The sequence below is a fragment of the Enterobacter sp. HK-058-C-ECC genome, from assembly GCF_047531125.1.
Taxonomy (GTDB): Bacteria; Pseudomonadota; Gammaproteobacteria; order Enterobacterales; family Enterobacteriaceae; genus Enterobacter; species Enterobacter quasiroggenkampii.
In genome coordinates, this window is record NZ_JBLKCH010000004.1 from 1 (window position 1) to 22,843 (window position 22,843).

Sequence of the window (22,843 nt, forward strand, 5' to 3'; positions counted from 1 at the left end):
ACCTACGAGCCCGTAGGCCCGTGCAAGCGAAGCGCCGCCGGGCAATTCAAAGAGACTACTCTTCGGCAGCATGACCCTGCGGGGGTAACTTCACGCCATCCAGCCAGGCTGCGCCGTCGCGCATTTCGAGACGCCCGTCAACAAACCAGCTTACCACCAGCGGGTAAATGGCATGCTCCTGGGTCTGCACGCGTTCGGTCACGTCTTCTTCGCTGTCGCCGTCAAAGACCGGGACTTTGGCCTGCAGGATCACCGGACCGCCGTCCAGCTCGTCGGTCACGAAATGCACGGAGGTGCCGTGCTCCTCATCGCCGTTTTCCAGAACCTGACGATGGGTGTGCAGGCCGGGATATTTCGGCAGAAGAGAAGGGTGAATATTCAGCAAACGTCCGGCGTAGTGCGCGACAAAGGCCGGGCTCAGAATGCGCATATAGCCCGCCAGCACCACGACGTCCGGCGCGTAGGCATCAATCTCCTGAACCAGCTCGCGGTCAAAGGCTTCACGCCCGGCGAACTGGCTGGCTTCCAGCGCGTGCGCGGGTATGTTCGCTTCCCGCGCGCGCTCAAGGCCGAACGCGTCGGCCTTATTGCTGAATACTGCCCGAATGGTGCCGTTGATTTTCTTCTGCTTGCAGGCGTCTATGATGGCCTGCAAATTACTTCCGTTGCCGGAAATGAGCACCACGATGTTTTTCATTCAATGACCACACGCTGTTCGGAATCGGAGGCTTTAATCGTACCGATTTTCCACGCGTTTTCACCTTTCTCGGTCAGCAGTTTGACCGCTTTATCCGCTTCGCTTGCCGGCAGGGCGATAACCATGCCCACGCCGCAGTTAAAGGTGCGGTACATTTCGTGAGAGCTCACGTTGCCTGCGGTCTGCAGCCAGTTAAAGACCGCTGGCCACTGCCATGAGGACTCGTCGATCACCGCCTGGGTGTTGTCCGGCAGCACGCGCGGGATGTTTTCCCAGAAGCCACCACCGGTCAGGTGGGCAATAGCGTGCACGTCAACGTTCTCGATCAGTTCCAGCACGTTCTTCACGTAGATGCGGGTTGGGGCCAGCAGATGGTCAGCCAGCGGTTTCCCTTCAAGCTCGGTCGTCTGTGGGTCGCAACCGCTCACCTCGAGGATTTTACGCACCAGCGAGTAGCCGTTGGAGTGCGGGCCGCTGGAGGCCAGCGCGATCAGCACATCGCCATCCGCCACTTTGCTGCCGTCAATAATTTCTGATTTTTCTACTACGCCGACGCAGAAGCCCGCGACGTCATAATCTTCGCCGTGATACATGCCCGGCATTTCCGCGGTTTCACCGCCGACCAGCGCACAGCCAGACTGCAGGCACCCTTCGGCGATACCATTAATGACGCTTGCCGCGGTATCCACGTCCAGTTTGCCGGTCGCGTAGTAATCGAGGAAGAACAGCGGCTCTGCGCCCTGAACCACCAGGTCATTCACGCACATCGCGACCAGATCGATACCGATCGTGTCGTGACGTTTTAAATCCATCGCCAGGCGCAGTTTGGTGCCTACACCGTCAGTTCCCGAGACCAGAACAGGTTCACGATATTTTTGCGGCAGCGCGCACAGTGCGCCGAATCCACCCAGACCACCCATCACTTCCGGGCGGCGGGTTTTTTTCACCACACCTTTGATTCGGTCAACCAGCGCATTACCTGCGTCAATATCAACACCGGCATCTTTGTAGCTGAGAGAAGTTTTGTTGGTCACGGCTTAAATCCCCACGCGATTGCATAGCTAGTAAGAAAAATCGGCGCAATTCTAACAGTCCAGGCAAACGTTTGCGAGCCTATTCTCGGCGAGAGGATCTTTTTTTACGCGCAGCCTGCCAGTGCGCCCAAACTTGCGTCTGTTCACGAAAATGAAACCGGTTTCGGTATTCTCCTTGCAACCCGAAACGGCTTTGCACATCATTCAACTGAAACCGGTTTCTGTAATTGTTTTTGCAGAAAATAACGCAGAATGAGGGAAAGCGAATGTCAGGATTTAAAGCAGATTTTCTGTGGGGCGGTGCGGTTGCGGCGCACCAGCTGGAAGGCGGCTGGCAAGAAGGGGGTAAAGGCGTAAGCGTAGCCGACGTCATGACTGCGGGCGCGCACGGCGTGCCGCGTGAAATCACCAACGGCGTGCTACCGGGGAAAAATTACCCTAACCATGATGCCATCGATTTCTACCACCGCTATAAAGAAGACATCAAACTCTTTGCCGAGATGGGGTTCAAATGCTTCCGCACCTCTATCGCCTGGACGCGCATTTTCCCGAAAGGGGACGAGCGTGAGCCGAACGAGGCTGGCCTGAAATTCTATGACGACCTGTTCGACGAGTGCCTGAAGTACGGTATCGAACCGGTTATTACCCTCTCTCACTTCGAGATGCCTTTCCACCTGGTCACCGAATACGGCGGCTGGCGCAACCGTAAGCTGATCGACTTCTTCGTTCGTTTTGCAAAAGTGGTTTTCCAGCGCTATCAGCATAAAGTGAAGTACTGGATGACCTTTAACGAGATCAACAACCAGGCCAACTTCCATGAAGACTTTGCGCCGTTCACCAACTCCGGGCTGAAGTACGCGCCGGGCGAAGACCGTGAGCCGGTGATGTTCCAGGCCGCGCACTATGAGCTGGTGGCCAGCGCGCTGGCGGTGAAGGCGGGGCGCGAGATTAACCCGTCCCTGCAGATCGGCTGCATGATTGCCATGTGCCCAATCTACCCGCTAACCTGCGCGCCGGACGACATGATGATGGCGATGAACGCCATGCACCGCCGCTACTGGTTCACCGACGTGCACGTGCGCGGCAAGTACCCGCAGCATCTGCTCAACTACTTCGAACGTCGCGGCTTCACGCTGGATATCACCGAAGAAGATAAAGCCGCGCTGACGCAGGGCTGCGTGGATTACATCGGGTTTAGCTATTATATGTCCTTCGCCACCAAGGCGACGGCGGACAACCCGCAGCTGGACTATGACGAAAGCAAGAGCCTGGTCTCCAACCCGTATGTGCAGAAATCCGACTGGGGCTGGCAGATTGACCCGGTGGGGCTGCGCTACTCCCTCAACTGGTTCTGGGATCACTACCAGCTGCCGCTGTTTATCGTTGAAAACGGCTTTGGCGCAATCGACGTGCAGGAGAGCGACGGCACGGTGAACGACCAGTACCGCATTGACTACCTGGCCGCCCACATCCGCGAGATGAAAAAAGCGGTGGTGGAAGATGGCGTAGACCTGATGGGCTATACCCCGTGGGGCTGTATCGACCTGGTGTCTGCCGGTACCGGTGAAATGAAAAAACGCTACGGCTTTATCTTTGTCGACAAAGACAATGAAGGAAACGGCACGTTGAACCGCAGCAAGAAGAAGTCGTTCGACTGGTATAAGCAGGTGATCGCGAGCAACGGGGAGCAGCTATAATTGCCCGGTGGCGCTGCGCTTACCGGGCCTACGGGATGTGTAGGCCGGGTAAGCGTTAGCGCCACCCGGCAGAACCCCGCACCCAAGCCGGAGCCCAGCCTCTGGCTTTTTTGTTTTTGATTGATGTACATCAAGCAACATGGGTATGGCCTAATCCGAAAAAAGCGGTATAATCCCGCGATTTTTTTGCGGATGCCATTCAGAGGAGAAAAAGAATGAAGATTGTGGAAGTGAAACACCCACTCGTTAAACACAAGTTGGGCCTGATGCGTGAGCATGACATCAGCACGAAGCGTTTTCGCGAACTGGCCTCTGAAGTCGGCAGCCTGCTGACCTACGAAGCGACCTCTGATCTGGAAACGGAAAAAGTCACCATCGAAGGCTGGAACGGTCCGGTACAGGTTGAGCAGATCAAAGGTAAGAAAATTACCGTCGTGCCTATCCTGCGTGCCGGTCTCGGCATGATGGAAGGCGTGCTGGAGCACGTGCCAAGCGCGCGCATCAGCGTGGTGGGGATCTACCGTAACGAAGAAACCCTCGAGCCAGTTCCTTACTTCCAGAAGCTGGTGTCCAACATCGACGAGCGTATGGCGCTGGTGGTTGACCCGATGCTGGCAACCGGCGGTTCAATGATTGCCACTATCGACCTGCTGAAAAAAGCGGGCTGCAGCAGCATTAAAGTGCTGGTGCTGGTTGCGGCACCGGAAGGGATCGCGGCGCTGGAAAAAGCGCACCCGGACGTTGAGCTGTATACCGCCTCTATCGACCAGGGCCTGAACGAGCACGGGTACATCATCCCGGGGCTCGGCGATGCCGGCGATAAGATCTTTGGTACGAAATAATCGAATAACGATAAATAAGCCGACTTTGATAGTCGGCTTTTTTTTGAATAAAACACCAACAACGATACTACTCAGAGGAAAACACTATGACGCGCCGTGCTATCGGGGTGAGTGAAAGACCGCCGCTTTTACAGACTATCCCGCTTAGTTTGCAGCACCTGTTCGCCATGTTTGGCGCAACCGTGCTGGTGCCAATCCTGTTCCACATTAACCCGGCTACCGTGCTGCTGTTCAACGGCATCGGTACGCTGCTGTACCTCTTCATCTGTAAAGGCAAAATCCCGGCGTATCTCGGGTCAAGCTTTGCCTTTATCTCTCCGGTGTTATTGTTGCTGCCGCTGGGTTATGAGGTCGCGCTGGGCGGCTTTATCATGTGTGGCGTGCTGTTCTGCCTGGTCTCCTTCATCGTGAAGAAAGCCGGGACCGGCTGGCTGGACGTGATGTTCCCACCAGCGGCGATGGGCGCCATAGTGGCCGTCATCGGTCTCGAACTGGCGGGCGTGGCGGCGAATATGGCCGGTCTGCTGCCTGCTGACGGCCAGTCACCGGATTCCAAAACCATTATCATCTCGCTGGTAACGCTGGGCGTAACGGTGTTTGGCTCCGTGCTGTTCCGCGGTTTCATGGCGATTATCCCGATCCTGATCGGCGTGCTGGCGGGCTACGCGCTCTCCTTCGTGATGGGCGTGGTGGATACTACCCCGATTGCCGAGGCGCACTGGTTCGCGCTGCCAACCTTCTACACGCCGCGTTTCGAATGGTTTGCGATCTTCACCATTCTGCCTGCGGCGCTGGTGGTGATTGCGGAGCACGTCGGCCACCTGGTGGTAACGGCGAACATCGTTAAGCGCGATTTAATCCGCGATCCGGGCCTGCACCGCTCCATGTTTGCGAACGGTTTCTCCACCATCATCTCCGGTTTCTTTGGGTCTACGCCAAACACCACCTACGGTGAAAACATCGGCGTGATGGCGATTACCCGCGTTTACAGCACCTGGGTTATCGGCGGCGCGGCGATCATCGCCATTCTGCTCTCCTGCGTCGGCAAGCTGGCGGCAGCGATTCAGATCATCCCGGTTCCGGTGATGGGCGGCGTGTCTCTGCTGCTGTACGGAGTAATTGGTGCCTCCGGTATTCGCGTGCTGATTGAATCTAAAGTGGATTACAGCAAAGCGCAGAACCTGATCCTGACATCGGTGATCCTGATTATCGGCGTGAGCGGCGCGAAGGTGCACATCGGCGCGGCCGAGCTGAAAGGCATGGCGCTGGCAACCATCGTCGGCGTGGGCCTGAGCCTGATTTTCAAGCTGATCTCCGTGATCCGTCCGGAAGAGGTGGTGCTGGACGCTGACGAAAACGAAAAAGCGTCACACTGATCCTATAACCGGGCGGACGATCCGCCCGGTTCTCTCCTTGCAGGTTCCGTGTTAAACTCCATGCCGATTTTATGTCAGATCTGGTTGAGGTACTTCTGAACGGACCGGCACAGCTCTCTCTGCCACTCTATCTCCCTGACGACGAAACGTTTGCGAGTTTCTGGCCGGGTGATAACCCCTCTTTACTGGCTGCACTGCAAAACGTGCTGCGTCAGGAACACAGCGGATACATCTATATCTGGTCACGCGAAGGCGCGGGGCGCAGCCACCTGCTGCATGCCGCCTGCGCGGAGCTCTCTGCGCGCGGTGATGCGGTAGGCTATGTGCCGCTGGATAAACGAACCTGGTTTGTCCCTGACGTGCTGGAGGGGATGGAACATCTCTCCCTGGTCTGCATCGATAACATCGAATGCGTGGCGGGGGATGAGCCGTGGGAAATGGCGATCTTTAACCTCTACAACCGCATTCTGGAATCGGGCAAAACCCGGCTGCTGATCACTGGCGATCGTCCGCCTCGCCAGCTGAATCTGGGACTGCCGGATCTGGCGTCTCGCCTGGACTGGGGCCAAATCTATAAGCTTCAGCCGCTGTCGGACGAAGATAAGCTTCAGGCGCTACAGCTGCGCGCAAAGCAGCGCGGCTTTGAGCTGCCGGAAGACGTGGGCCGTTTCCTGCTGAAGCGGCTGGATCGCGAAATGCGTACGCTGTTTGACACGCTGGATCAGCTCGATCGCGCCTCCATTACCGCCCAGCGCAAGCTGACCATTCCGTTTGTGAAAGATATTCTGAAGCTATAGTTGTGCCGGGTGGCGGCTGCGCCTTACCCGGCCTACATATGGCACCCGTAGGCCCGCTAAGCGCAGCGCCACCGGGCGAAACTATCAGAGGATCTCGAGCACGTCTTCCGGCGGGCGTCCAATGCGCGCCTGGCCGTTCGCCACGACAATCGGGCGCTCAATCAGCTTTGGATTTTCAACCATCGCCTGTATCAGCTGGGCCTCGGAGAGACGGCTGTCATCCAGGTTAAGCGACGTATACAGATCTTCTTTCTTGCGCATCAGATCCCGCGCACTGCCCATGCCCAGCATATGCAGCAGCTGGCGGAGGGTCTGTGCGTCCGGTGGGGTGTCGAGGTACAGCACCACCTCCGGCTCCACGCCGTTAGACTTCAGCAGGCTCAGGGTATCGCGGCTCTTGGAGCAGCGCGGGTTGTGGTAAATTTTTACGGCGTCTGTCATGACGTGAATTCTCCTTGATTACATCTTCTCGTACGGCTTAAAGCGCTGCTGCAGGCCGCGAAGCTGATCGATACGCGCGTCGTATCGGGCCTGCTGGAGGCTGCCGAGTTTGACCTGCGAGCTGGCGCTGCTGAGCGCGGAAATGGCCTGATCGAGGCGCCCCACCAGGGCAAAGCCTTCTGCGCGTGCCGCCAGCTCCTGATCGCGGTTGCCGAGCTGGGCTTCCGCCTGAGCGAGCAGATCCCAGCCGTTTTGATCGTCTTTATTATTAAAGGTGTAGCGGTTCAGGATGGTCGCTGCTTCACCCGGCTGGCCGCCCTGCAAGTAAGCGTTCGCCAGGTTAAGCTGCAGCACCGGGTTGGTACGGACGTCTTTTGCCCCTTTCAAGCGGTTAATCGCATCGGCAGGCTTCTTCTGCCCCAGATCGATATCCGTCGACAGATCGAGGTACCACGGGTTGTTTGGGTCGGCAGCCAGAAGCGGCTGCAGCGCCTTACGTGCCTCGTCGTATTTACTGGCTTCCATCGCCTGGAGCGCCTGACCATACTGCGCGGCGTTCTTCTCGCGCACGTTGCCTTTCGCCAGGGTATCCAGCAGGTCGCTGGTGAGCTGGTTACGCCCGGAATTGTACATCCCCAGCGTTCTCACTTTCGCCATGTAGAAATCCTGCGAAGACTGGACCACGACCGGGCGCATCTGGTTGGCACGGTTACGCGCGTCCGACAGACGGCTCTCAGGCAGCGGGTGAGTGAGCAAAATTTCCGGTGGACGGGAAGAATAACGCGCCTGATCGAGCAGTTTTTCGAGGAAGCTCGGCATGGCCTGCGGATCAAAGCCTGAACGCTGTAACACCTGAATGCCGATGCGGTCCGCTTCCTGCTCGTTTTGTTGGGTAAAGCTGATCATCCCCTGGCGCGTTCCTGCCAGCGTACCGGTCAGCGCTGCCATCCCGGCCTGCGGGCTGGCCATCGCCAGCAGAATCGATCCCAGTGCGCCCACCCAGGTAAGGGGAGCGTTACGTTTCTGGTCTTCCATCGCACGCGCCAGGTGACGCTGCGTGACGTGCGAAATTTCGTGCGCCATCACCGAGGCCAGCTGGCTTTCGTTGTCTGAGTAACGGAATAACGCCGAATGCAGCACCACGTTACCGCCAAAGAAGGCGAAGGCGTTGATTTCGTCGTTATTGATTAAATAGAAATGGAAGGGGGTTCTGACCGAATCGGCGTGCGCCACCAGACGCATTCCCAACCCGTTTATGTACTGTACCAGCAAAGGGTCGTTAATCAGCGGGGCGCTGCCGCGCAGCTGGCGAACATAGTAATCCCCCATTTGCATCTCTTGCCCAATAGAGAGCGTGCTTCCTGCTGTGGTGCCCATGTCCGGCAATGTATCGGACGAGTCAGCAAAAGCGGGCAACACCTGACCGACCGTCACCGCGGCAATCAGTGTTGCAACCAGTGTTTTTCTCAATTGCCTGAACATAACCACTGTCCTGTATGTTGGATGTGCTAATTTGACCGATGAACCGGCATATCGTTCATCTCTGCTGCCCTGCGAGTGTAGCCGTGTTGTAGCATGAAGAAAATCCCATTCATCAGGCTTTTGCGGATTGCGATCGGGATACAAAAAGCGAAAGTCTTTTTTGTGACAGTTAGATACAATTCACCGTCTCACTCCCGCCATTCGATTCAGGGAAGGGTTGTATGCTCGAAATGTTAATGCAGTGGTACCGGCGTCGCTTCAGCGACCCGGAAGCCATTGCTTTGTTGGTTATTCTGGTTGCCGGGTTCGGTATCCTGTTCTTCTTCAGCGGTCTGCTCGCCCCTCTGCTGGTGGCGATTGTGCTGGCGTACCTGCTGGAGTGGCCCACGGCGCGCCTGGAACATATCGGCTGTTCCCGCCGCTGGGCGACCAGCATCGTGCTGGTGCTGTTTGTCGGCATCCTGCTGCTGATGGCCTTTGTGGTGATGCCGGTTGCCTGGCAACAGGGAATCAACCTGATCCGCGATATGCCCGGCATGTTGAACAAACTGTCTGATTTCGCCGCCACGCTACCACGCCGTTATCCTGCGCTGATGGATGCCGGGATTATCGACGCGATGGCCGAAAACATGCGCGCCCGCATCATGACGATGGGCGATTCGGTGGTGAAGTACTCGCTGGCGTCCCTGGTCGGACTGCTGACGCTGGCGGTCTACCTTGTGCTGGTGCCGCTGATGGTCTTCTTCCTGGTGAAAGATAAAGACCAGATGCTCAACGCCGTGCGCCGTATTCTGCCGCGCAACCGTGGGCTGGCGGGGCAGGTCTGGGAAGAGATGAACCAGCAGATCACCAACTACATTCGCGGCAAGGTGCTGGAGATGATTGTCGTTGGGGTCGCCACCTGGATTGGCTTCCTGATTTTCGGCCTGAACTACTCGCTGCTGCTGGCGGTGCTGGTGGGGTTATCGGTCCTGATCCCGTATATCGGCGCGTTTGTGGTGACCATTCCGGTGGTTGGCGTGGCGTTGTTCCAGTTTGGGCTGGGGACCGAGTTCTGGAGCTGTTTCGCGGTGTACCTGATTATTCAGGGGCTGGACGGCAACCTGCTGGTACCGGTGCTGTTCTCCGAAGCGGTAAACCTGCATCCGCTGGTGATTATCTTATCGGTGGTGATTTTCGGCGGGCTGTGGGGATTCTGGGGCGTGTTCTTCGCCATTCCGCTGGCAACGCTGATTAAAGCAGTCGTCCACGCGTGGCCGGATGTGCCGGCGGTAGAAGAGCAGTAAGTTTTGCCGGGTGGCGCTGCGCTTACCCGGCCGACTTATCCTTGTAGGTCGGGTAAGGCGAAGCCGCCACCCGACACTCACTTTCAGGCACTTTCTTTAAGCCAGTTCAACACCACGTCGTGGTGGTTGCTGGTTTTGAAGTCGTCAAACACGTGTTCAACTTTACCGTCAGCGTCAATCAGGAAGCTGATGCGGTGAATGCCGTCGTAGGTTTTACCCATAAACGTCTTCTCGCCCCAGACGCCGAACTGCTCGCAAACCTGATGATCTTCATCAGAAAGCAGCGTGAAGTTCAGCAGCTCTTTTTCAGCAAATCGTGACAGCTTTTCTGGTTTATCGGTGCTGATACCCAGCACTTCCACGCCGACTTTCTTCAACTCATCCATGTTGTCGCGTAAGCCGCAGGCCTGTACGGTGCAGCCGGGGGTCATGGCTTTCGGGTAGAAATAGACCAGAACACGCTGTCCCTGGAAGTCGGTCAAATTTACTTGCTCGCCGTCTTGATCCGGTAAGCTAAATTTCGGTGCGATGTCACCGGCTTTCAGTGGATTCATTACTCAACTCCATCCTGTTCGTGCTGCGAATAATTGACGACGCTTATACTGCCCTGCGCGTTTAATTCTGTACAGAGGGCTTTGAACGCTTGCTCGATATTTGACGCATCCTGTGATGCAGGACTGTGCGCGGTAATTTGAATAAAGAGCGTGGGAACCGTGCTTGCGTCCCCCGGCTGTGTGCGGGAAACGAGCTCGGCGATGTTCATCTGATGGCTGTCAAACAGCGCGGTGAAGCGTTCAATCAGATGCGGAGAATCAGGCACTTCAACCTGCACCCAGACGGTAGAAGGCATAGCCGGACGCGGTCGCGCGGTGGTGCGCTTCATGACGATCAGCAAGTCCAGCTCGGCGCCTTTCAGCGGCAGGGTCGATTCAATCAACGTGATGGCGTTCCATGTCCCGGAAAGCAACATAATGAATGTGAACTCTTCACCGAGCATGGCCAGACGGCTGTCTTCGATATTACAGCCGCAGCTGCTTACGTGGCGGGTGATGGTGTTCACGATACCCGGCCTGTCGGCACCCAGCGCAGTGATAACCAGGTAATGTTGTGATGAGGTTGTCAAACCTGTTCTTCCTTTGCATGGTTAAGTCTTCCTAAGGAAAGCATAAAAAAAACATGCATACAACCGCCTGAGGGCCTCAGGTCGCTTGCTTTTATTACAGTTCCAAACGTACCATTGAGACTCTTGTTCGCACAGAGGATGGCTCATGTTCACGGGAAGTATTGTCGCGCTTGTAACACCGATGGATGAAAAAGGTAACGTCTGCCGGTCTAGCATGAAGAAGCTGATTGATTACCATGTCGCCAATGGAACCTCGGCGATCGTTTCGGTAGGGACTACCGGTGAATCTGCAACGCTGAGCCACGACGAGCACGGCGATGTGGTTATGCTGACCCTGGAACTGGCTGACGGACGTATTCCGGTCATCGCGGGCACAGGCGCGAATGCCACCGCAGAAGCGATCAGCCTGACTAAACGTTTTAACGACAGCGGCATTGTCGGCTGTCTGACGGTGACCCCTTACTACAACCGTCCCACTCAGGAAGGTTTGTTCCAGCACTTCAAAGCCATCGCTGAACATACTGACTTGCCACAAATTCTGTATAATGTGCCGTCCCGTACTGGTTGCGATATGCTGCCGGAAACCGTTGGCCGTCTCTCGGAAGTAAAAAATATTATCGGTATTAAAGAGGCGACAGGGAACTTAAGCCGCGTTCATCAGATCAAAGAGCTGGTTTCAGACGACTTTATCCTGTTGAGCGGTGATGATGCGACCGCGCTGGACTTTATGCAGCTCGGTGGTCATGGCGTGATCTCCGTAACGGCAAACGTTGCGGCGCGCGACATGGCTGAAATGTGCAAACTGGCCGCGGCCGGTCACTTTGATGAAGCGCGTGTCATCAATCAGCGTCTGATGCCGCTGCACAATAAATTATTTGTCGAACCCAATCCGATCCCAGTGAAATGGGCATGTAAGGAGTTGGGGCTTGTAGCAACCGACACGCTGCGTCTGCCAATGACACCGATTACCGACCACGGTCGTGATATCGTCAGGGCAGCGCTGAAGCATGCCGGTTTGCTGTAGAGTTTAGGGAGATTTGATGGCTTATTCAGTACAGAAGTCGCGCCTGGCGAAGGTTGCGAGTGTTTCGCTTGTTATGCTGCTCGCTGCCTGTAGTTCAGACTCGCGCTACAAGCGCCAGGTGAGCGGTGATGAATCCTATCTGGATGCGACCCCGCTTGCTGAACTTCACGCACCGGCTGGTATGATCCTGCCGATTCAGAACGGCGATTATAATATTCCCGTGACCAACGGCAGCGGCCTGGTCGGTAAAGCGCTTGATATTCGTCCACCAGCACAGCCTCTGGCGCTGGTTAACGGGGCGCGTACCCAGTTCACCGGTGATACCGCGTCTCTGATGGTTGAGAGCGCGCGCGGTAGCACGCTGTGGCCACAGGTTGTCAGCGTTATTCAGTCGAAGAACTACACCATCGATAAACGCGATGACGCCAGCCAGACGTTAACCACCGACTGGATCGAATGGAACCGTCTGGATGAAGATCAGCAGTACCGCGGTCGCTATCAAGTCTCCGTAAAACCACAGGGTTACCAGCAGGCGGTCAACGTTAAGCTGTTGAACCTGGAGCAGGCGGGTAAACCGGTTGCGGATGCCTCGTCCCTGCAACGTTACAGCACCGAAATGCTGAACGTGATTGCCGCAGGTCTGGATAAAACTGCGACCGATGCCGCCAACGCCGCGCAGAGCCGCAACGGTGTAACCTTCGATGTCCAGAGCGGCGCGGATGATACCGGCCTGCCAATGCTGGTGGTGCGCGCACCGTTTAACCAGACCTGGCAGCGTCTGCCTGCGACGCTGGAAAAAGTGGGCATGAAAGTCACTGACAGCACCCGCTCAACCGGCAGCATGACGGCAACCTATAAGCCGCTCTCCGACAGCGCATGGCAGGAACTGGGTGCAAAAGATCCTCAGCTTGCCTCCGGTGACTACAAAATTCAGGTCGGTGACCTTGATAACCGCAGTAGCCTGCAGTTTATCGATCCAAAAGGTCACACGCTGACCCAGTCGCAGAACGATGCGCTGGTCGCTGTCTTCCAGGCAGCATTCAGCAAATAAATACGAGGGCTGGTGAATCCAGCCCTTTTTATTTTCGTGCTACGCAAACGTGTGCGTGGCATAATATCCCCAGTTTTGAACACAAATCATCACACCAGGAGTAATGAAGATGCAGAAGCAAGCTGAGTTGTATCGTGGCAAAGCGAAGACCGTATACAGCACGGAAAACCCGGATCTGTTGGTGCTCGAGTTCCGCAATGATACGTCAGCAGGGGATGGCGCACGCATTGAGCAGTTCGATCGTAAAGGGATGGTGAACAACAAGTTCAACCACTTCATTATGACCAAACTGGCCGAAGCGGGTATCCCGACTCAGATGGAAGCGTTGCTGTCCGATACGGAATGTCTGGTGAAAAAACTGGATATGGTTCCGGTTGAGTGCGTTATTCGTAACCGTGCGGCGGGCTCCCTGGTGAAGCGTCTGGGCATTGAAGAAGGTATCGAACTGAATCCACCGCTGTTCGATCTGTTCCTGAAAAACGACGCCATGCACGACCCGATGGTCAATGATTCCTACTGCGAAACCTTCGGCTGGGTGAACAAAGAGAACCTGGCGCGCATGAAAGAGCTGACCTACAAAGCCAACGACGTGCTGAAAAAATTGTTTGATGACGCGGGCCTGATCCTCGTCGACTTCAAGCTGGAGTTTGGTCTGTTCAAAGGCGAAGTGGTGCTGGGCGATGAGTTCTCTCCGGACGGCAGCCGCCTGTGGGACAAAGAAACCCTGGATAAAATGGACAAAGACCGTTTCCGTCAGAGCCTGGGTGGTCTGATTGAAGCCTACGAAGCGGTTGCTCACCGTTTAGGCGTTAAGCTCGACTAACTTCCTCACTTGCCAAAGGATGTTCGCATCCTTTGGCGTCTTACCTTTGTTTCCTATGGTAATCTTGTCGTTAACCGCCTACGATCATAGCTATTATAAATGGAATAGTTCGAGGTGGTTATGCGCTGGCAAGGGCGTCGTGAAAGTGACAATGTAGAAGACAGACGCAGTGATGGCGGCGGCGGTCCTTCCATGGGGGGACCCGGCTTCCGCTTACCCAGCGGCAAGGGCGGTATTATCCTGCTGATAGTGGTGCTGGTCGCGGGGTATTACGGCGTCGATCTCACCGGGTTAATGACCGGTCAGCCGCTGCAACAGCAGCATTCTCAGCGCTCCATCAGCCCGAATGAAGATGAAGCGGCCAAATTTACCTCCGTGATCCTCGCCACAACGGAAGATACGTGGGGTCAGCTGTTTGAGAAGATGGGGCGTACCTACCAGCAGCCGAAGCTGGTGATGTACCGGGGCGCAACCCGCACCGGATGCGGTACCGGACAGTCCGTGATGGGGCCGTTCTACTGCCCGGCGGACGGCACCGTCTATATCGATCTCTCCTTTTACGATGACATGAAACGCAAGCTTGGCGCTGACGGCGATTTTGCCCAGGGCTATGTGATCGCGCATGAAGTCGGCCATCACGTGCAAAAGCTGCTGGGGATTGAACCTAAGGTACGCCAGCTGCAGCAAAATGCGTCTCAGGCGGAAGTGAACCGCCTGTCCGTCAAAATGGAGCTGCAGGCGGACTGCTTCGCGGGCGTCTGGGGCCACAGCATGCAGCAGCAGGGCGTGCTGGAATCCGGCGATCTTGAGGAGGCGCTGAATGCCGCTCAGGCGATCGGTGACGACCGTCTTCAGCAGCAGAGCCAGGGGCGCGTCGTGCCGGACAGCTTCACCCACGGTACCTCACAGCAGCGCTACAGCTGGTTTAAACGCGGTTTCGACAGCGGCGACCCGGCGCAGTGTAATACCTTCGGCAAAGCGATGTAATGCTGGCGTTTGATCAGCTGATACGTGAGCTTGAGCGCACCGGCCATCGTCGGCTGGTGGTGCTCAGCGGCGAGGCGCAGTGGACGTTGAGTCAGGCGACTGACCTGCGTAATACCCTGCCGGGAGACTGGCTGTGGCTGGATGATAATCCCTCTAAAGCCCTCAGCGGATTGCTGGGACGCGAATATCGGCATGCTGTCTTTGACGCGCGCGCCGGGTTTGACGTCTCAGCGTTCGCCGCGCTCAGCGGAACGCTGCGCGCCGGAAGCCTCCTTGTACTGCTGGTTCCTCCGCTTGCTGACTGGGCCGACAGGCCAGACAGCGATTCTTTGCGCTGGAGCGACAGCGCGGAGCCGATCGCCACTCCACACTTTGTGCACCACTTCTGCCGGACGCTTGCCGCCGATTCGGATGCGATTGTCTGGCAGCAGCATCGTCCCTTGTCCGTTCCCGTTGCGCCGGATTTACCCGCCTGGCAGCCTGCCAGCGGCGCACCGCAGCGCGAGCAGGCGGAGATCCTCGACGTGCTTCTGACCATGCCTGCGGGCATTGCCGCGGTAACGGCACCGCGCGGGCGCGGAAAGTCAGCGCTGGCGGGGATGCTGCTCAGTAACATTCAGGGGCGTGCGGTGGTCACGGCACCGGCTAAAGGGGCAACGGATGTCATTGCGCGCTTTGCGGGCGAGCATTTCCACTTTATGGCCCCGGATGCGCTGCTGGCCTCCACGTTGCAGGCCGACTGGCTGATTGTCGATGAAGCTGCTGCCATCCCGGGCCCGCTGCTGGAAAAGCTGGTCACGCGCTTTCCGCGCGTAGTGTTAACCACCACGGTGCAGGGCTATGAAGGGACGGGCAGGGGGTTCCTGCTGAAGTTTTGCGCCCGTTTTAGCGGATTGCGGCATTATGCCTTATCGATCCCCATTCGCTGGGCTACCGGATGTCCGCTTGAGCGGTTCGTGGCGAATGCTCTGTTATTTGATGATGCGCTTATCGACCGCAAACCGGAAGGCGACGTGCGTATAACGCCGCTGGCGCCGCGGATGTGGGAGAGCGACCCGGCACGCGTGGCAAGCGTTTATGAACTGCTGTGTGCGGCACACTACCGCACGTCACCGCTCGATTTACGCCGGATGATGGACGCGCCCGGCCAGCACTTTGCTGTTGCCGGGATGGAGGCAGAGATTGCAGGCGCGCTCTGGCTGGTGGAAGAGGGCGGGTTGTCCCCCGAGCTTAGCCGCGCCGTGTGGGCGGGATACCGGCGTCCGCGCGGGAATCTCGTGGCGCAGTCGCTGGCGGCGCACGGCGGCTCTCCGCTCGCGGCAACGCTGAAAGGGCGACGGGTTAGCCGCATTGCGGTTCACCCCCTGCGCCAGCGGGAAGGCATCGGGCAACGGCTTATCCGTAGCGCCCGCGGGGAAGATTATCTGTCGGTGAGTTTTGGCTACACCGACGAACTGTGGCGTTTCTGGCAGCGGTGCGGGTTTGTGCTGGTGCGGATGGGGAGCCATCGGGAAGCCAGCAGCGGCTGCTACACGGCGATGGCGCTGCTGCCGCTGAGCGAGGCAGGGCATCGGCTGTGCGCGCAGGAACATCAGCGTTTGTGCCGGGATATGCGCGTCCTGTCGGCCTGGAACGGTGAAAAGATCCCGGTGGACGACGGCTGGGAAGCTACCCTTAATAGTGATGACTGGCGGGAGCTGGCCGGGTTTGCTTTTGCCCATCGCGCGTTTTCAACCTCGGTTGCCGCGCTGACGCGGTTGTTGCTCACCGTTGATATGCCGCTTCCGGCCCTGCGGGGGAAAATGGCAGGGAAAACGGATGAGGTCGGGCGAAAAGCGTTGCTGGCCAAGCTGCGCAGTGAAACCGCGCAAGCGCTTGAAAGCCTTGATTATCCCCGCTGCCAGCAGTTGAAGGACGCCATTTTGCAATGGCAATTTTTTCAATGACTTCTTCAGTAAAGTGGCATGGTCATTCCCGCCGGGAGGCGTAGAATCCAGGTCATCTATTAAGGAGACCACCATGAAACATGACCATTTTGTTGTTCAAAGCCCTGACAAACCGGCTAAACAGTTACTGCTTCTGTTTCATGGGGTTGGCGATAATGCCGTCAATATGGGTCAGATTGGCAGCTGGTTTGCGCCCGTTTTCCCCGACGCGCTGATTGTCAGCATCGGGGGCGTAGAGCCATGCGGCCCGAACGGGCGCCAGTGGTTCTCGGTTCAGGGCGTGACGGAAGAGAACCGTCAGGCGCGCATTGATGCCATCATGCCGACCTTTATCGAGGTCGTCCGCTACTGGCAGCAGCAGAGCGGCGTAGGAGCCGATGCGACCGCGCTGATTGGCTTCTCGCAGGGGTCAATCATGTCGCTGGAAAGCGTAAAGGCGCAGCCAGGTCTGGTGTCACGGGTGATCGCGTTTAACGGCCGTTTTGCGACGTTACCGACAAGCGCAACCACGCAGACCACGATCCACTTAATCCACGGCGGTGAAGACCGGGTGATTGAACTCTCGCATGCGGTTGCTGCCCAGGAAGCGCTGATTCGGGAAGGTGGGGATGTGACGCTGGATATCGTTGACGATCTGGGCCACGCCATTGACGACCGCAGCATGCAGTTTGCGCTCGATCGTTTACGCTATACCGTACCGAAGCACTACTTTGATGAAGCGCTCAGCGGCGGTAAGCCGGATAATGATGATATTGTTGAGTTTATGTGAGGTTATCCCCTCTCCACAGGAGAGGGGATACAGACCGGTTACTTCTTCTGGTCTTTCTTCGGCCAGTCGTCGTCATCGTCCCACTTGTCGTTGAAATCACGGTGCGGGGGAAGATCCGGTTTGTTGGCGAGAAATTTTTTATGGTCCACGCGCTTAAGGTCTTTAATCACGTTAAGCAGTACGCCGACCAGAAAAACCAACACCAGAACCCACCAGTACTTTGAAAGCCAATCCATTCGCTATTCCTCTCAGAGCGTTCGTCAGGCGACGATTTGCTCCATAATACGTTGATACATACGGGCCAGCAGTTGTAAATCTGCCGCATTGACACACTCATTTATTTTATGAATGGTTGCGTTCACTGGCCCCAGTTCGACAACCTGAGCACCCATACGGGCGATAAAGCGTCCGTCTGAGGTGCCACCCGTTGTCAGCAGCTGTGGCTTAATTTCATTATAGTGCTCGATGGCGTTCACCACCGCATCCACCAGTTTGCCACGCTGCGTCAGGAACGGCTGGCCGGAAAGCCACCACTCCACGGTGTAGCGCAGTTGATATTTTTCCAGCAGGGTGATAACGCGCGCCTTGATCATCTCATCGGTCAGTTCCGTGCTGAAGCGGAAGTTGAACTGGACGAAGTAATCCCCCGGGATCACGTTATTGCTGCCGGTCCCGGCCTTGACGTTTGCTATCTGCATGCTGGTCGGCGGGAAGAACTCGTTACCCTTATCCCACTCAATCGCCACCAGCTCGCTCAGCATTGGCGCGGCGCGGTGGACCGGGTTATCGGCGAGATGCGGATAAGCGACGTGGCCCTGTACACCGTGAATGGTCAGGTTACAGGTCAGCGAGCCACGGCGTCCATTTTTGACGACGTCACCCACCACTTCGGTGCTGGACGGCTCACCAACCAGGCAGTAGTCGAGACGCTCGTTGCGTGCCATCAGCGCTTCAACAACCTTCACGGTACCGTTGTGCGCGCTGGCTTCTTCGTCGGAGGTGATCAAAAACGCGAGGCGGTTTTTGTGGTTCGGATGCTGCGCCACAAAGCGCTCTGCCGCCACGACCATCGCCGCCAGAGAACCTTTCATGTCTGCCGCGCCGCGACCAAACAGCATGCCATCCCGAATGGTCGGCTCAAACGGCGGGTTAATCCAGCGATCCGCGTCACCGGCGGGAACGACGTCAGTATGCCCGGCGAAGGCCAGCGTTTCGCCCTGTCCGCGCCACGCCCAGAAGTTCTGGGTATCGCCAAAATCCATGCGTTCAACGGTAAAACCGATGGCGCGCAGGCGTTCAATCATAAGAGCCTGACAACCTGCGTCGTCCGGGCTAAGGGAAGGACGGCGAATAAGCTGCTGAGTCAGCTCAATGACCGGGCATGACATAAACTACACCTCAACGAAAAAAGTCGGAATAAAGGGTTTCACTGAAACCCAGCAGCATAGGCTGCCCTGGCGCGCAGAGCAATGGGCGTTTGATAATTGCCGGCATCTCGAGCATCAGTTTTGCCGCGCTGTCGGCATCTTTGATGCTGGCGCGCAGAGAGTCGTCCAGTTTACGCCAGGTGGTACCGCGGGTGTTCAGCAGGGCTTCCCAGCCCAGTTCGCGAATAGCGCTATGCAGAAATTCTGCATCGAGCCCATCGGCACGGTAATCGTGGAAGCGGTACTCCACGCTGTTAGCGTCCAGCCAGCGGCGGGCTTTTTTGATGGTGTCGCAATTTTTAATGCCGTACATCACAACCATGGTGAATCCTTTTGATGTTCTGATAATTAAATGTTCAGTAAATTCGAAGATATATCCTTAAGTGGAATATAACACATTCAGGAATTGTCTGGATTAATGCGCCTGCTTAATTCGACTCACAACTGTACGCTGAATATTCTTTCATCATTTAAGCATAGATGTCCATAAACTTTAAAAACCCAATAAACTCAGCCAATAAAATAAAACTCACCCGTTCGTAGGGTTATTTCAAAATATTGCTGGCCGTCACAAAAAATTGAGGGCTCTCCGTTCATATTTATCATAAATCCCCGCAGGACGTGGGGTACAATCACAGCAATTGGTTAAATAGTCTTCACAATGATGGTACGTTTTTGTAGAATGCGCATAATAATAAGAGAGGTTGTTATGATTGAACGTGAACTGGGGAACTGGAAAGATTTTATCGAAGGCATGCTTCGTAAATGACATTCAGTAAGAATTGCAAGAGCACTAAAATAAGTAAAATAACCATAGTGTGAATTAATCACACAGTAAAAAGGCGGCCGATAAAGCCGCCTTTTTTTATTTCAACCACTTACTCAGGACGTTCCTTTAGCGGGAAGCGGCGACGCACCAGCACAAAGAACAGCGGAACGAAGTAAATGGCCAGGATGGTGGCCGAAATCATGCCGCCCATCACCCCCGTGCCGACGGCATGCTGGCTGCTGGAACCTGCACCGGTGCTGGTCGCCATCGGCAGCACACCAAAAATAAACGCCAGCGACGTCATCAGGATCGGACGCAGGCGCTGACGGCAGGCGTGCAGCGTGGCGGCCATCAGTTCGTGGCCTTTGGCATTCATCTCGTTGGCAAACTCAACGATCAGAATGGCGTTTTTCGCCGATAGCCCAATGACGGTGAGCAGGCCCACCTGGAAGTAAACATCGTTCTCCAGGCCGCGCATCCAGGTCGCGAGTAGCGCACCGATAACCCCAAGGGGCACGACCAGCATGACCGAGAACGGGACCGACCAGCTCTCATACAGGGCGGCAAGGCAGAGGAAGACCACCAGCAGCGAGAGCGCGTAAAGGGCGGGGGCCTGCGCCCCTGAGAGACGCTCCTGGTAAGACATGGCCGTCCACTCGAGACCAAAACCGGCGGGCAGCTGTTGCACCAGTTTTTCCATGGTGTCCATGGCGGTACCGGTGCTGACGCCCGGCGCGGCTTCCCCGACGATTTCAACCGCAGAATAGCCGTTATAGCGTTCCAGGCGTGGCGATCCGCTCTCCCAGTGCGAACTGGCAAAGGCGGAGAACGGCACCATGCCGCCAGCATTATTTCTGACAAACCAGCGGTTAATATCATCCGGCAGCATGCGGAACGGCGCGGCGGACTGGACATACACTTTTTTCACGCGGCCGCGATCCATAAAGTCATTCACATAGCTCGACCCCCACGCCGTTTGCAGGGTGTCGTTGATATCGTTGATCGAGACGCCCAGCGCCTGCGCCTTACGCTGGTCGATATCCACCTGAAGCTGGGGGCTGTCGTCGAGGCCGTTATGGCGAACGCGGGTCAGGCCGGGATCGTTGCCTGCCAGCGCTAACAGTTTATCGCGTGCCGCCATCAGCGCCGTATGGCCCGCACCGGCGTGATCCTGCAGCTCCATATCGAACCCGGCGGAACTGCCCAGCCCGCTTATCGCCGGCGGACTGCTGGCAAAGACGCGCGCCTCTTTGATGTGCGCAAAGGCTTTTGTCGCACGTTCAATAATGGCAAACGAGGTGCCCGTCCGGGTATCGCGCTCGTCCCAGTCCTTCAGGCGGACAAACATGCGGGCGACGTTCTGTCCGTTTCCGCCCGGGCCGGAGCCGACGGTGGAGAAGACCGAGACAACGTTATCTTTCTCTTTGGTGAAGAAGTACTGTTCCACTTTCTGGACCACTTTCAGCGTCTGCTGCTGCGTTGCGCCGCTCGGAAGCTGCACCGAGGTGGTGAACATCCCCCGGTCTTCCATCGGCAGGAACGAGGTGGGCAGGTGCAGGAACAGCCAGACCATGCCGCCCAGCAGCACAACGTAAATCATCATCCAGCGCAGGCTGCGGTGCAGTACGCGACCGACGGCAGATTCATACCGCGCGGCGTTGCGGTTGAACATGCGGTTAAACCAGCCGAAGAACCCTTTCTGCCCGTGATGCTCCCCTTTGTGCAGCGGTTTCAGAATGGTGGCGCACAGCGCGGGGGTGAGGATCAGCGCGACCAGCACGGAGAGCACCATCGCCGAGACGATGGTGATCGAGAACTGGCGGTAAATCGCCCCGGTGGTGCCGCCAAAGAAGGCCATCGGGATAAAGACGGCCGACAGCACCATCGCAATCCCGACCAGCGCCCCCTGAATTTGCCCCATGGACTTTCGCGTCGCCTGGCGGGGAGAGAGCCCTTCTTCGCTCATGATGCGCTCGACGTTTTCAACCACCACGATGGCATCATCCACCAGAAGGCCGATTGCCAGCACCATCGCAAACATCGTCAGGGTATTAATGCTGTACCCGAAGGCGTAGAGCACCGCAAAGGTCCCCAGCAGCACCACGGGGACGGCAATGGTGGGGATCAGCGTCGCGCGGAAGTTTTGCAGGAACAGGTACATGACCAGGAACACCAGCGCGATGGCTTCCAGCAGAGTCTTCACCACGTCCTCAATGGAGGCTTTTACGAAGGAGGTGGTTTCATAGGCGACTTTGTACTCCAGCCCGTGCGGGAAATACTGCGACAGCTCATCCAGACGGTCTAATACCAGTTTCGCCGTCGCCATTTCGTTCGCGCCGGAGGCCAGCTTAATCCCCAGACCGGAGGCCTGATTGCCGTTAAAGCGGCTCAGGTAGTCGTATTTCTCCGCCCCCATTTCCACCGTGGCGACATCGCCGAGACGCACTTCCGAGCCGTCCTGATTCACGCGCAGGGTGATATTGCGGAACTGGTCCGGCGTCTGCAGCAGGGATTGTGAATTAATGGTGGCGTTCAGGGCTTGCTTATCAACGGAAGGCGTTCCCCCCAGTTGCCCTACGGCAATCTGGGCGTTCTGGGCTTTGATAGCATCCGTCACGTCGGTTGCCGTCATCTGGTAGCTGTTCAGCTTGTTGGGATCGAGCCAGATACGCATGGAGTATTGTGAGCCATAGGCGTCGATATCCCCGACGCCGTTGATCCGGCTGATGGGATCCTGAATATTACTGGCGACGTAGTCCGCGATGTCCTGTTTATCCATCGAGCCATCTGTCGAGACAAAGGCGATGGTCAATATGTTGGTATCGCCGGTTTTACGCACGGTCACGCCCTGGTTCTGCACCGCCTGGGGCAGCTTGCGCATGGCCGACTGCAGCTGGTTTTGGACCTGCTGCACCGCTTCGTCCGGGTCGGTGCCCGCCTTAAAGCTCAGGGTAACCGTCGCCTGTCCCGTGGCGCTGCTTTGCGAGGACATGTACATCAGGTTATCCAGACCCGTCATGTTCTGCTCGATAACCTGCGTCACGGTATTTTCCAGCGTCTGTGCCGACGCGCCGGGGTAGTTTGCGGTGACGCGCACGTTCGGCGGTGCCAGGTCGGGGTATTGCTCAACGGGAAGTGAAGTAATCGCCAGGACGCCTGTCAGACACAACAGGATGGCAAGCACCCAGGCAAAAATGGGGCGATCGATGAAAAAATTCGCCATGAAAGTGTGACCTCGTTTTGCTGCACGTCATTATTGTTTATTGCCCGCA

At 56.8% G+C, this 22,843-nt stretch carries 22 protein-coding genes; 12 read left to right on the forward strand and 10 right to left on the reverse strand.

What is annotated here, in order from left to right; genetic code table 11:
- Positions 1-55: 55 nt before the first annotated feature.
- Both purN and purM read right to left on the reverse strand, forming a co-directional pair.
- Positions 56-697 carry a phosphoribosylglycinamide formyltransferase gene (gene purN, locus ACMWJS_RS09935; protein ID WP_021241814.1) on the reverse strand — a complete coding sequence of 214 codons (642 nt, stop codon included), beginning with the start codon at positions 695-697 and terminating at the stop codon, positions 56-58.
- The gene (gene purM / locus ACMWJS_RS09940) at positions 694-1,731 is read right to left on the reverse strand and encodes a phosphoribosylformylglycinamidine cyclo-ligase (RefSeq protein WP_025758936.1); all 1,038 of its coding nucleotides are present in this window, start codon (positions 1,729-1,731) and stop codon (positions 694-696) included. Before purM ends, purN begins: the two co-directional genes overlap by 4 nt.
- A gap of 266 nt (positions 1,732-1,997) precedes the next feature.
- Between purM and ACMWJS_RS09945 the strand changes: the two genes are divergently transcribed.
- The 4 genes from ACMWJS_RS09945 to ACMWJS_RS09960 all read left to right on the forward strand — a co-directional run bounded on the left by ACMWJS_RS09945 (position 1,998) and on the right by ACMWJS_RS09960 (position 6,443).
- Positions 1,998-3,428, forward strand: a complete 1,431-nt coding sequence (locus tag ACMWJS_RS09945; RefSeq protein WP_234084905.1) for a 6-phospho-beta-glucosidase — start codon at positions 1,998-2,000, stop codon at positions 3,426-3,428.
- Between the two features lie 215 nt (positions 3,429-3,643).
- Complete coding sequence (gene upp / locus ACMWJS_RS09950) at positions 3,644-4,270, forward strand: uracil phosphoribosyltransferase (RefSeq protein ID WP_008501641.1); 627 nt, start codon at positions 3,644-3,646, stop codon at positions 4,268-4,270.
- Between the two features lie 86 nt (positions 4,271-4,356).
- On the forward strand, positions 4,357-5,646 hold the full coding sequence (gene uraA, locus ACMWJS_RS09955; protein ID WP_032675304.1) for a uracil permease: 1,290 nt from the start codon (positions 4,357-4,359) through the stop codon (positions 5,644-5,646).
- Positions 5,647-5,741: 95 nt separating this feature from the next.
- Positions 5,742-6,443 carry a DnaA inactivator Hda gene (locus ACMWJS_RS09960; protein WP_213014348.1) on the forward strand — a complete coding sequence of 234 codons (702 nt, stop codon included), beginning with the start codon at positions 5,742-5,744 and terminating at the stop codon, positions 6,441-6,443.
- Positions 6,444-6,527: 84 nt separating this feature from the next.
- Here ACMWJS_RS09960 and arsC read toward each other — a convergent pair whose 3' ends face one another.
- Together arsC and bepA are read right to left on the reverse strand one after the other, a co-directional pair.
- Positions 6,528-6,884: an arsenate reductase (glutaredoxin) gene (gene arsC / locus ACMWJS_RS09965; RefSeq protein WP_032675303.1), complete on the reverse strand. Its 357-nt coding sequence runs from the start codon at positions 6,882-6,884 to the stop codon at positions 6,528-6,530.
- A gap of 18 nt (positions 6,885-6,902) precedes the next feature.
- Entirely contained in the window at positions 6,903-8,366 is a 1,464-nt protein-coding gene (bepA, locus tag ACMWJS_RS09970) for a beta-barrel assembly-enhancing protease (RefSeq protein WP_045908582.1), read from the reverse strand.
- A gap of 221 nt (positions 8,367-8,587) precedes the next feature.
- Here bepA and ACMWJS_RS09975 point away from each other — a divergent pair, with 221 nt between their 5' ends.
- Positions 8,588-9,652 (forward strand): AI-2E family transporter, encoded by a 1,065-nt coding sequence (locus ACMWJS_RS09975; protein ID WP_045908583.1) that lies wholly within the window; start codon positions 8,588-8,590, stop codon positions 9,650-9,652.
- An 83-nt stretch (positions 9,653-9,735) separates the two neighbouring features.
- Here ACMWJS_RS09975 and bcp read toward each other — a convergent pair whose 3' ends face one another.
- Positions 9,736-10,206, reverse strand: coding sequence for a thioredoxin-dependent thiol peroxidase (gene bcp / locus ACMWJS_RS09980; protein WP_008501635.1), 471 nt, complete (start codon positions 10,204-10,206; stop codon positions 9,736-9,738).
- A complete protein-coding gene (locus ACMWJS_RS09985; protein WP_023325845.1) occupies positions 10,206-10,775 on the reverse strand; it encodes a glycine cleavage system transcriptional repressor in 570 nt (189 codons plus the stop codon). Before ACMWJS_RS09985 ends, bcp begins: the two co-directional genes overlap by 1 nt.
- Positions 10,776-10,920: 145 nt before the next feature.
- On the opposite strand from ACMWJS_RS09985, the gene dapA reads away from it, so the two are divergent.
- The 6 genes from dapA to ypfH all read left to right on the forward strand — a co-directional run bounded on the left by dapA (position 10,921) and on the right by ypfH (position 17,375).
- Positions 10,921-11,799, forward strand: coding sequence for a 4-hydroxy-tetrahydrodipicolinate synthase (dapA, locus tag ACMWJS_RS09990; RefSeq protein ID WP_008501633.1), 879 nt, complete (start codon positions 10,921-10,923; stop codon positions 11,797-11,799).
- 16 nt (positions 11,800-11,815) lie between these two features.
- Positions 11,816-12,850, forward strand: a complete 1,035-nt coding sequence (bamC, locus tag ACMWJS_RS09995; RefSeq protein ID WP_048029613.1) for an outer membrane protein assembly factor BamC — start codon at positions 11,816-11,818, stop codon at positions 12,848-12,850.
- A 109-nt stretch (positions 12,851-12,959) separates the two neighbouring features.
- Positions 12,960-13,673, forward strand: a complete 714-nt coding sequence (gene purC / locus ACMWJS_RS10000) for a phosphoribosylaminoimidazolesuccinocarboxamide synthase (protein ID WP_008501631.1) — start codon at positions 12,960-12,962, stop codon at positions 13,671-13,673.
- Between the two features lie 120 nt (positions 13,674-13,793).
- Positions 13,794-14,660 carry a neutral zinc metallopeptidase gene (locus tag ACMWJS_RS10005; RefSeq protein ID WP_126289279.1) on the forward strand — a complete coding sequence of 289 codons (867 nt, stop codon included), beginning with the start codon at positions 13,794-13,796 and terminating at the stop codon, positions 14,658-14,660.
- Complete coding sequence (locus ACMWJS_RS10010; protein WP_414747010.1) at positions 14,660-16,606, forward strand: tRNA(Met) cytidine acetyltransferase TmcA; 1,947 nt, start codon at positions 14,660-14,662, stop codon at positions 16,604-16,606. Before ACMWJS_RS10005 ends, ACMWJS_RS10010 begins: the two co-directional genes overlap by 1 nt.
- Before the next feature lie 73 nt (positions 16,607-16,679).
- On the forward strand, positions 16,680-17,375 hold the full coding sequence (ypfH, locus tag ACMWJS_RS10015) for an esterase (protein ID WP_045908585.1): 696 nt from the start codon (positions 16,680-16,682) through the stop codon (positions 17,373-17,375).
- A gap of 38 nt (positions 17,376-17,413) precedes the next feature.
- On the opposite strand, the gene ACMWJS_RS10020 is transcribed toward ypfH, so the two are convergent.
- From ACMWJS_RS10020 to ACMWJS_RS10030, 3 genes are read right to left on the reverse strand one after another with little or no spacing between them, the layout of a single operon-like run.
- Positions 17,414-17,611, reverse strand: a complete 198-nt coding sequence (locus ACMWJS_RS10020; protein WP_008501627.1) for a YpfN family protein — start codon at positions 17,609-17,611, stop codon at positions 17,414-17,416.
- Between the two features lie 24 nt (positions 17,612-17,635).
- Entirely contained in the window at positions 17,636-18,763 is a 1,128-nt protein-coding gene (gene dapE, locus ACMWJS_RS10025; RefSeq protein ID WP_262781403.1) for a succinyl-diaminopimelate desuccinylase, read from the reverse strand.
- A 10-nt stretch (positions 18,764-18,773) separates the two neighbouring features.
- Positions 18,774-19,124, reverse strand: coding sequence for an ArsC family reductase (locus tag ACMWJS_RS10030; protein WP_023294259.1), 351 nt, complete (start codon positions 19,122-19,124; stop codon positions 18,774-18,776).
- A 387-nt stretch (positions 19,125-19,511) separates the two neighbouring features.
- On the opposite strand from ACMWJS_RS10030, the gene ypfM reads away from it, so the two are divergent.
- The gene (ypfM, locus tag ACMWJS_RS10035) at positions 19,512-19,571 is read left to right on the forward strand and encodes a protein YpfM (protein ID WP_015572204.1); all 60 of its coding nucleotides are present in this window, start codon (positions 19,512-19,514) and stop codon (positions 19,569-19,571) included.
- 109 nt (positions 19,572-19,680) lie between these two features.
- Here the strand turns inward: ypfM and acrD are convergent, their stop codons facing one another.
- Positions 19,681-22,794, reverse strand: a complete 3,114-nt coding sequence (gene acrD / locus ACMWJS_RS10040; protein ID WP_008501624.1) for a multidrug efflux RND transporter permease AcrD — start codon at positions 22,792-22,794, stop codon at positions 19,681-19,683.
- Positions 22,795-22,843 lie beyond the last annotated feature (49 nt).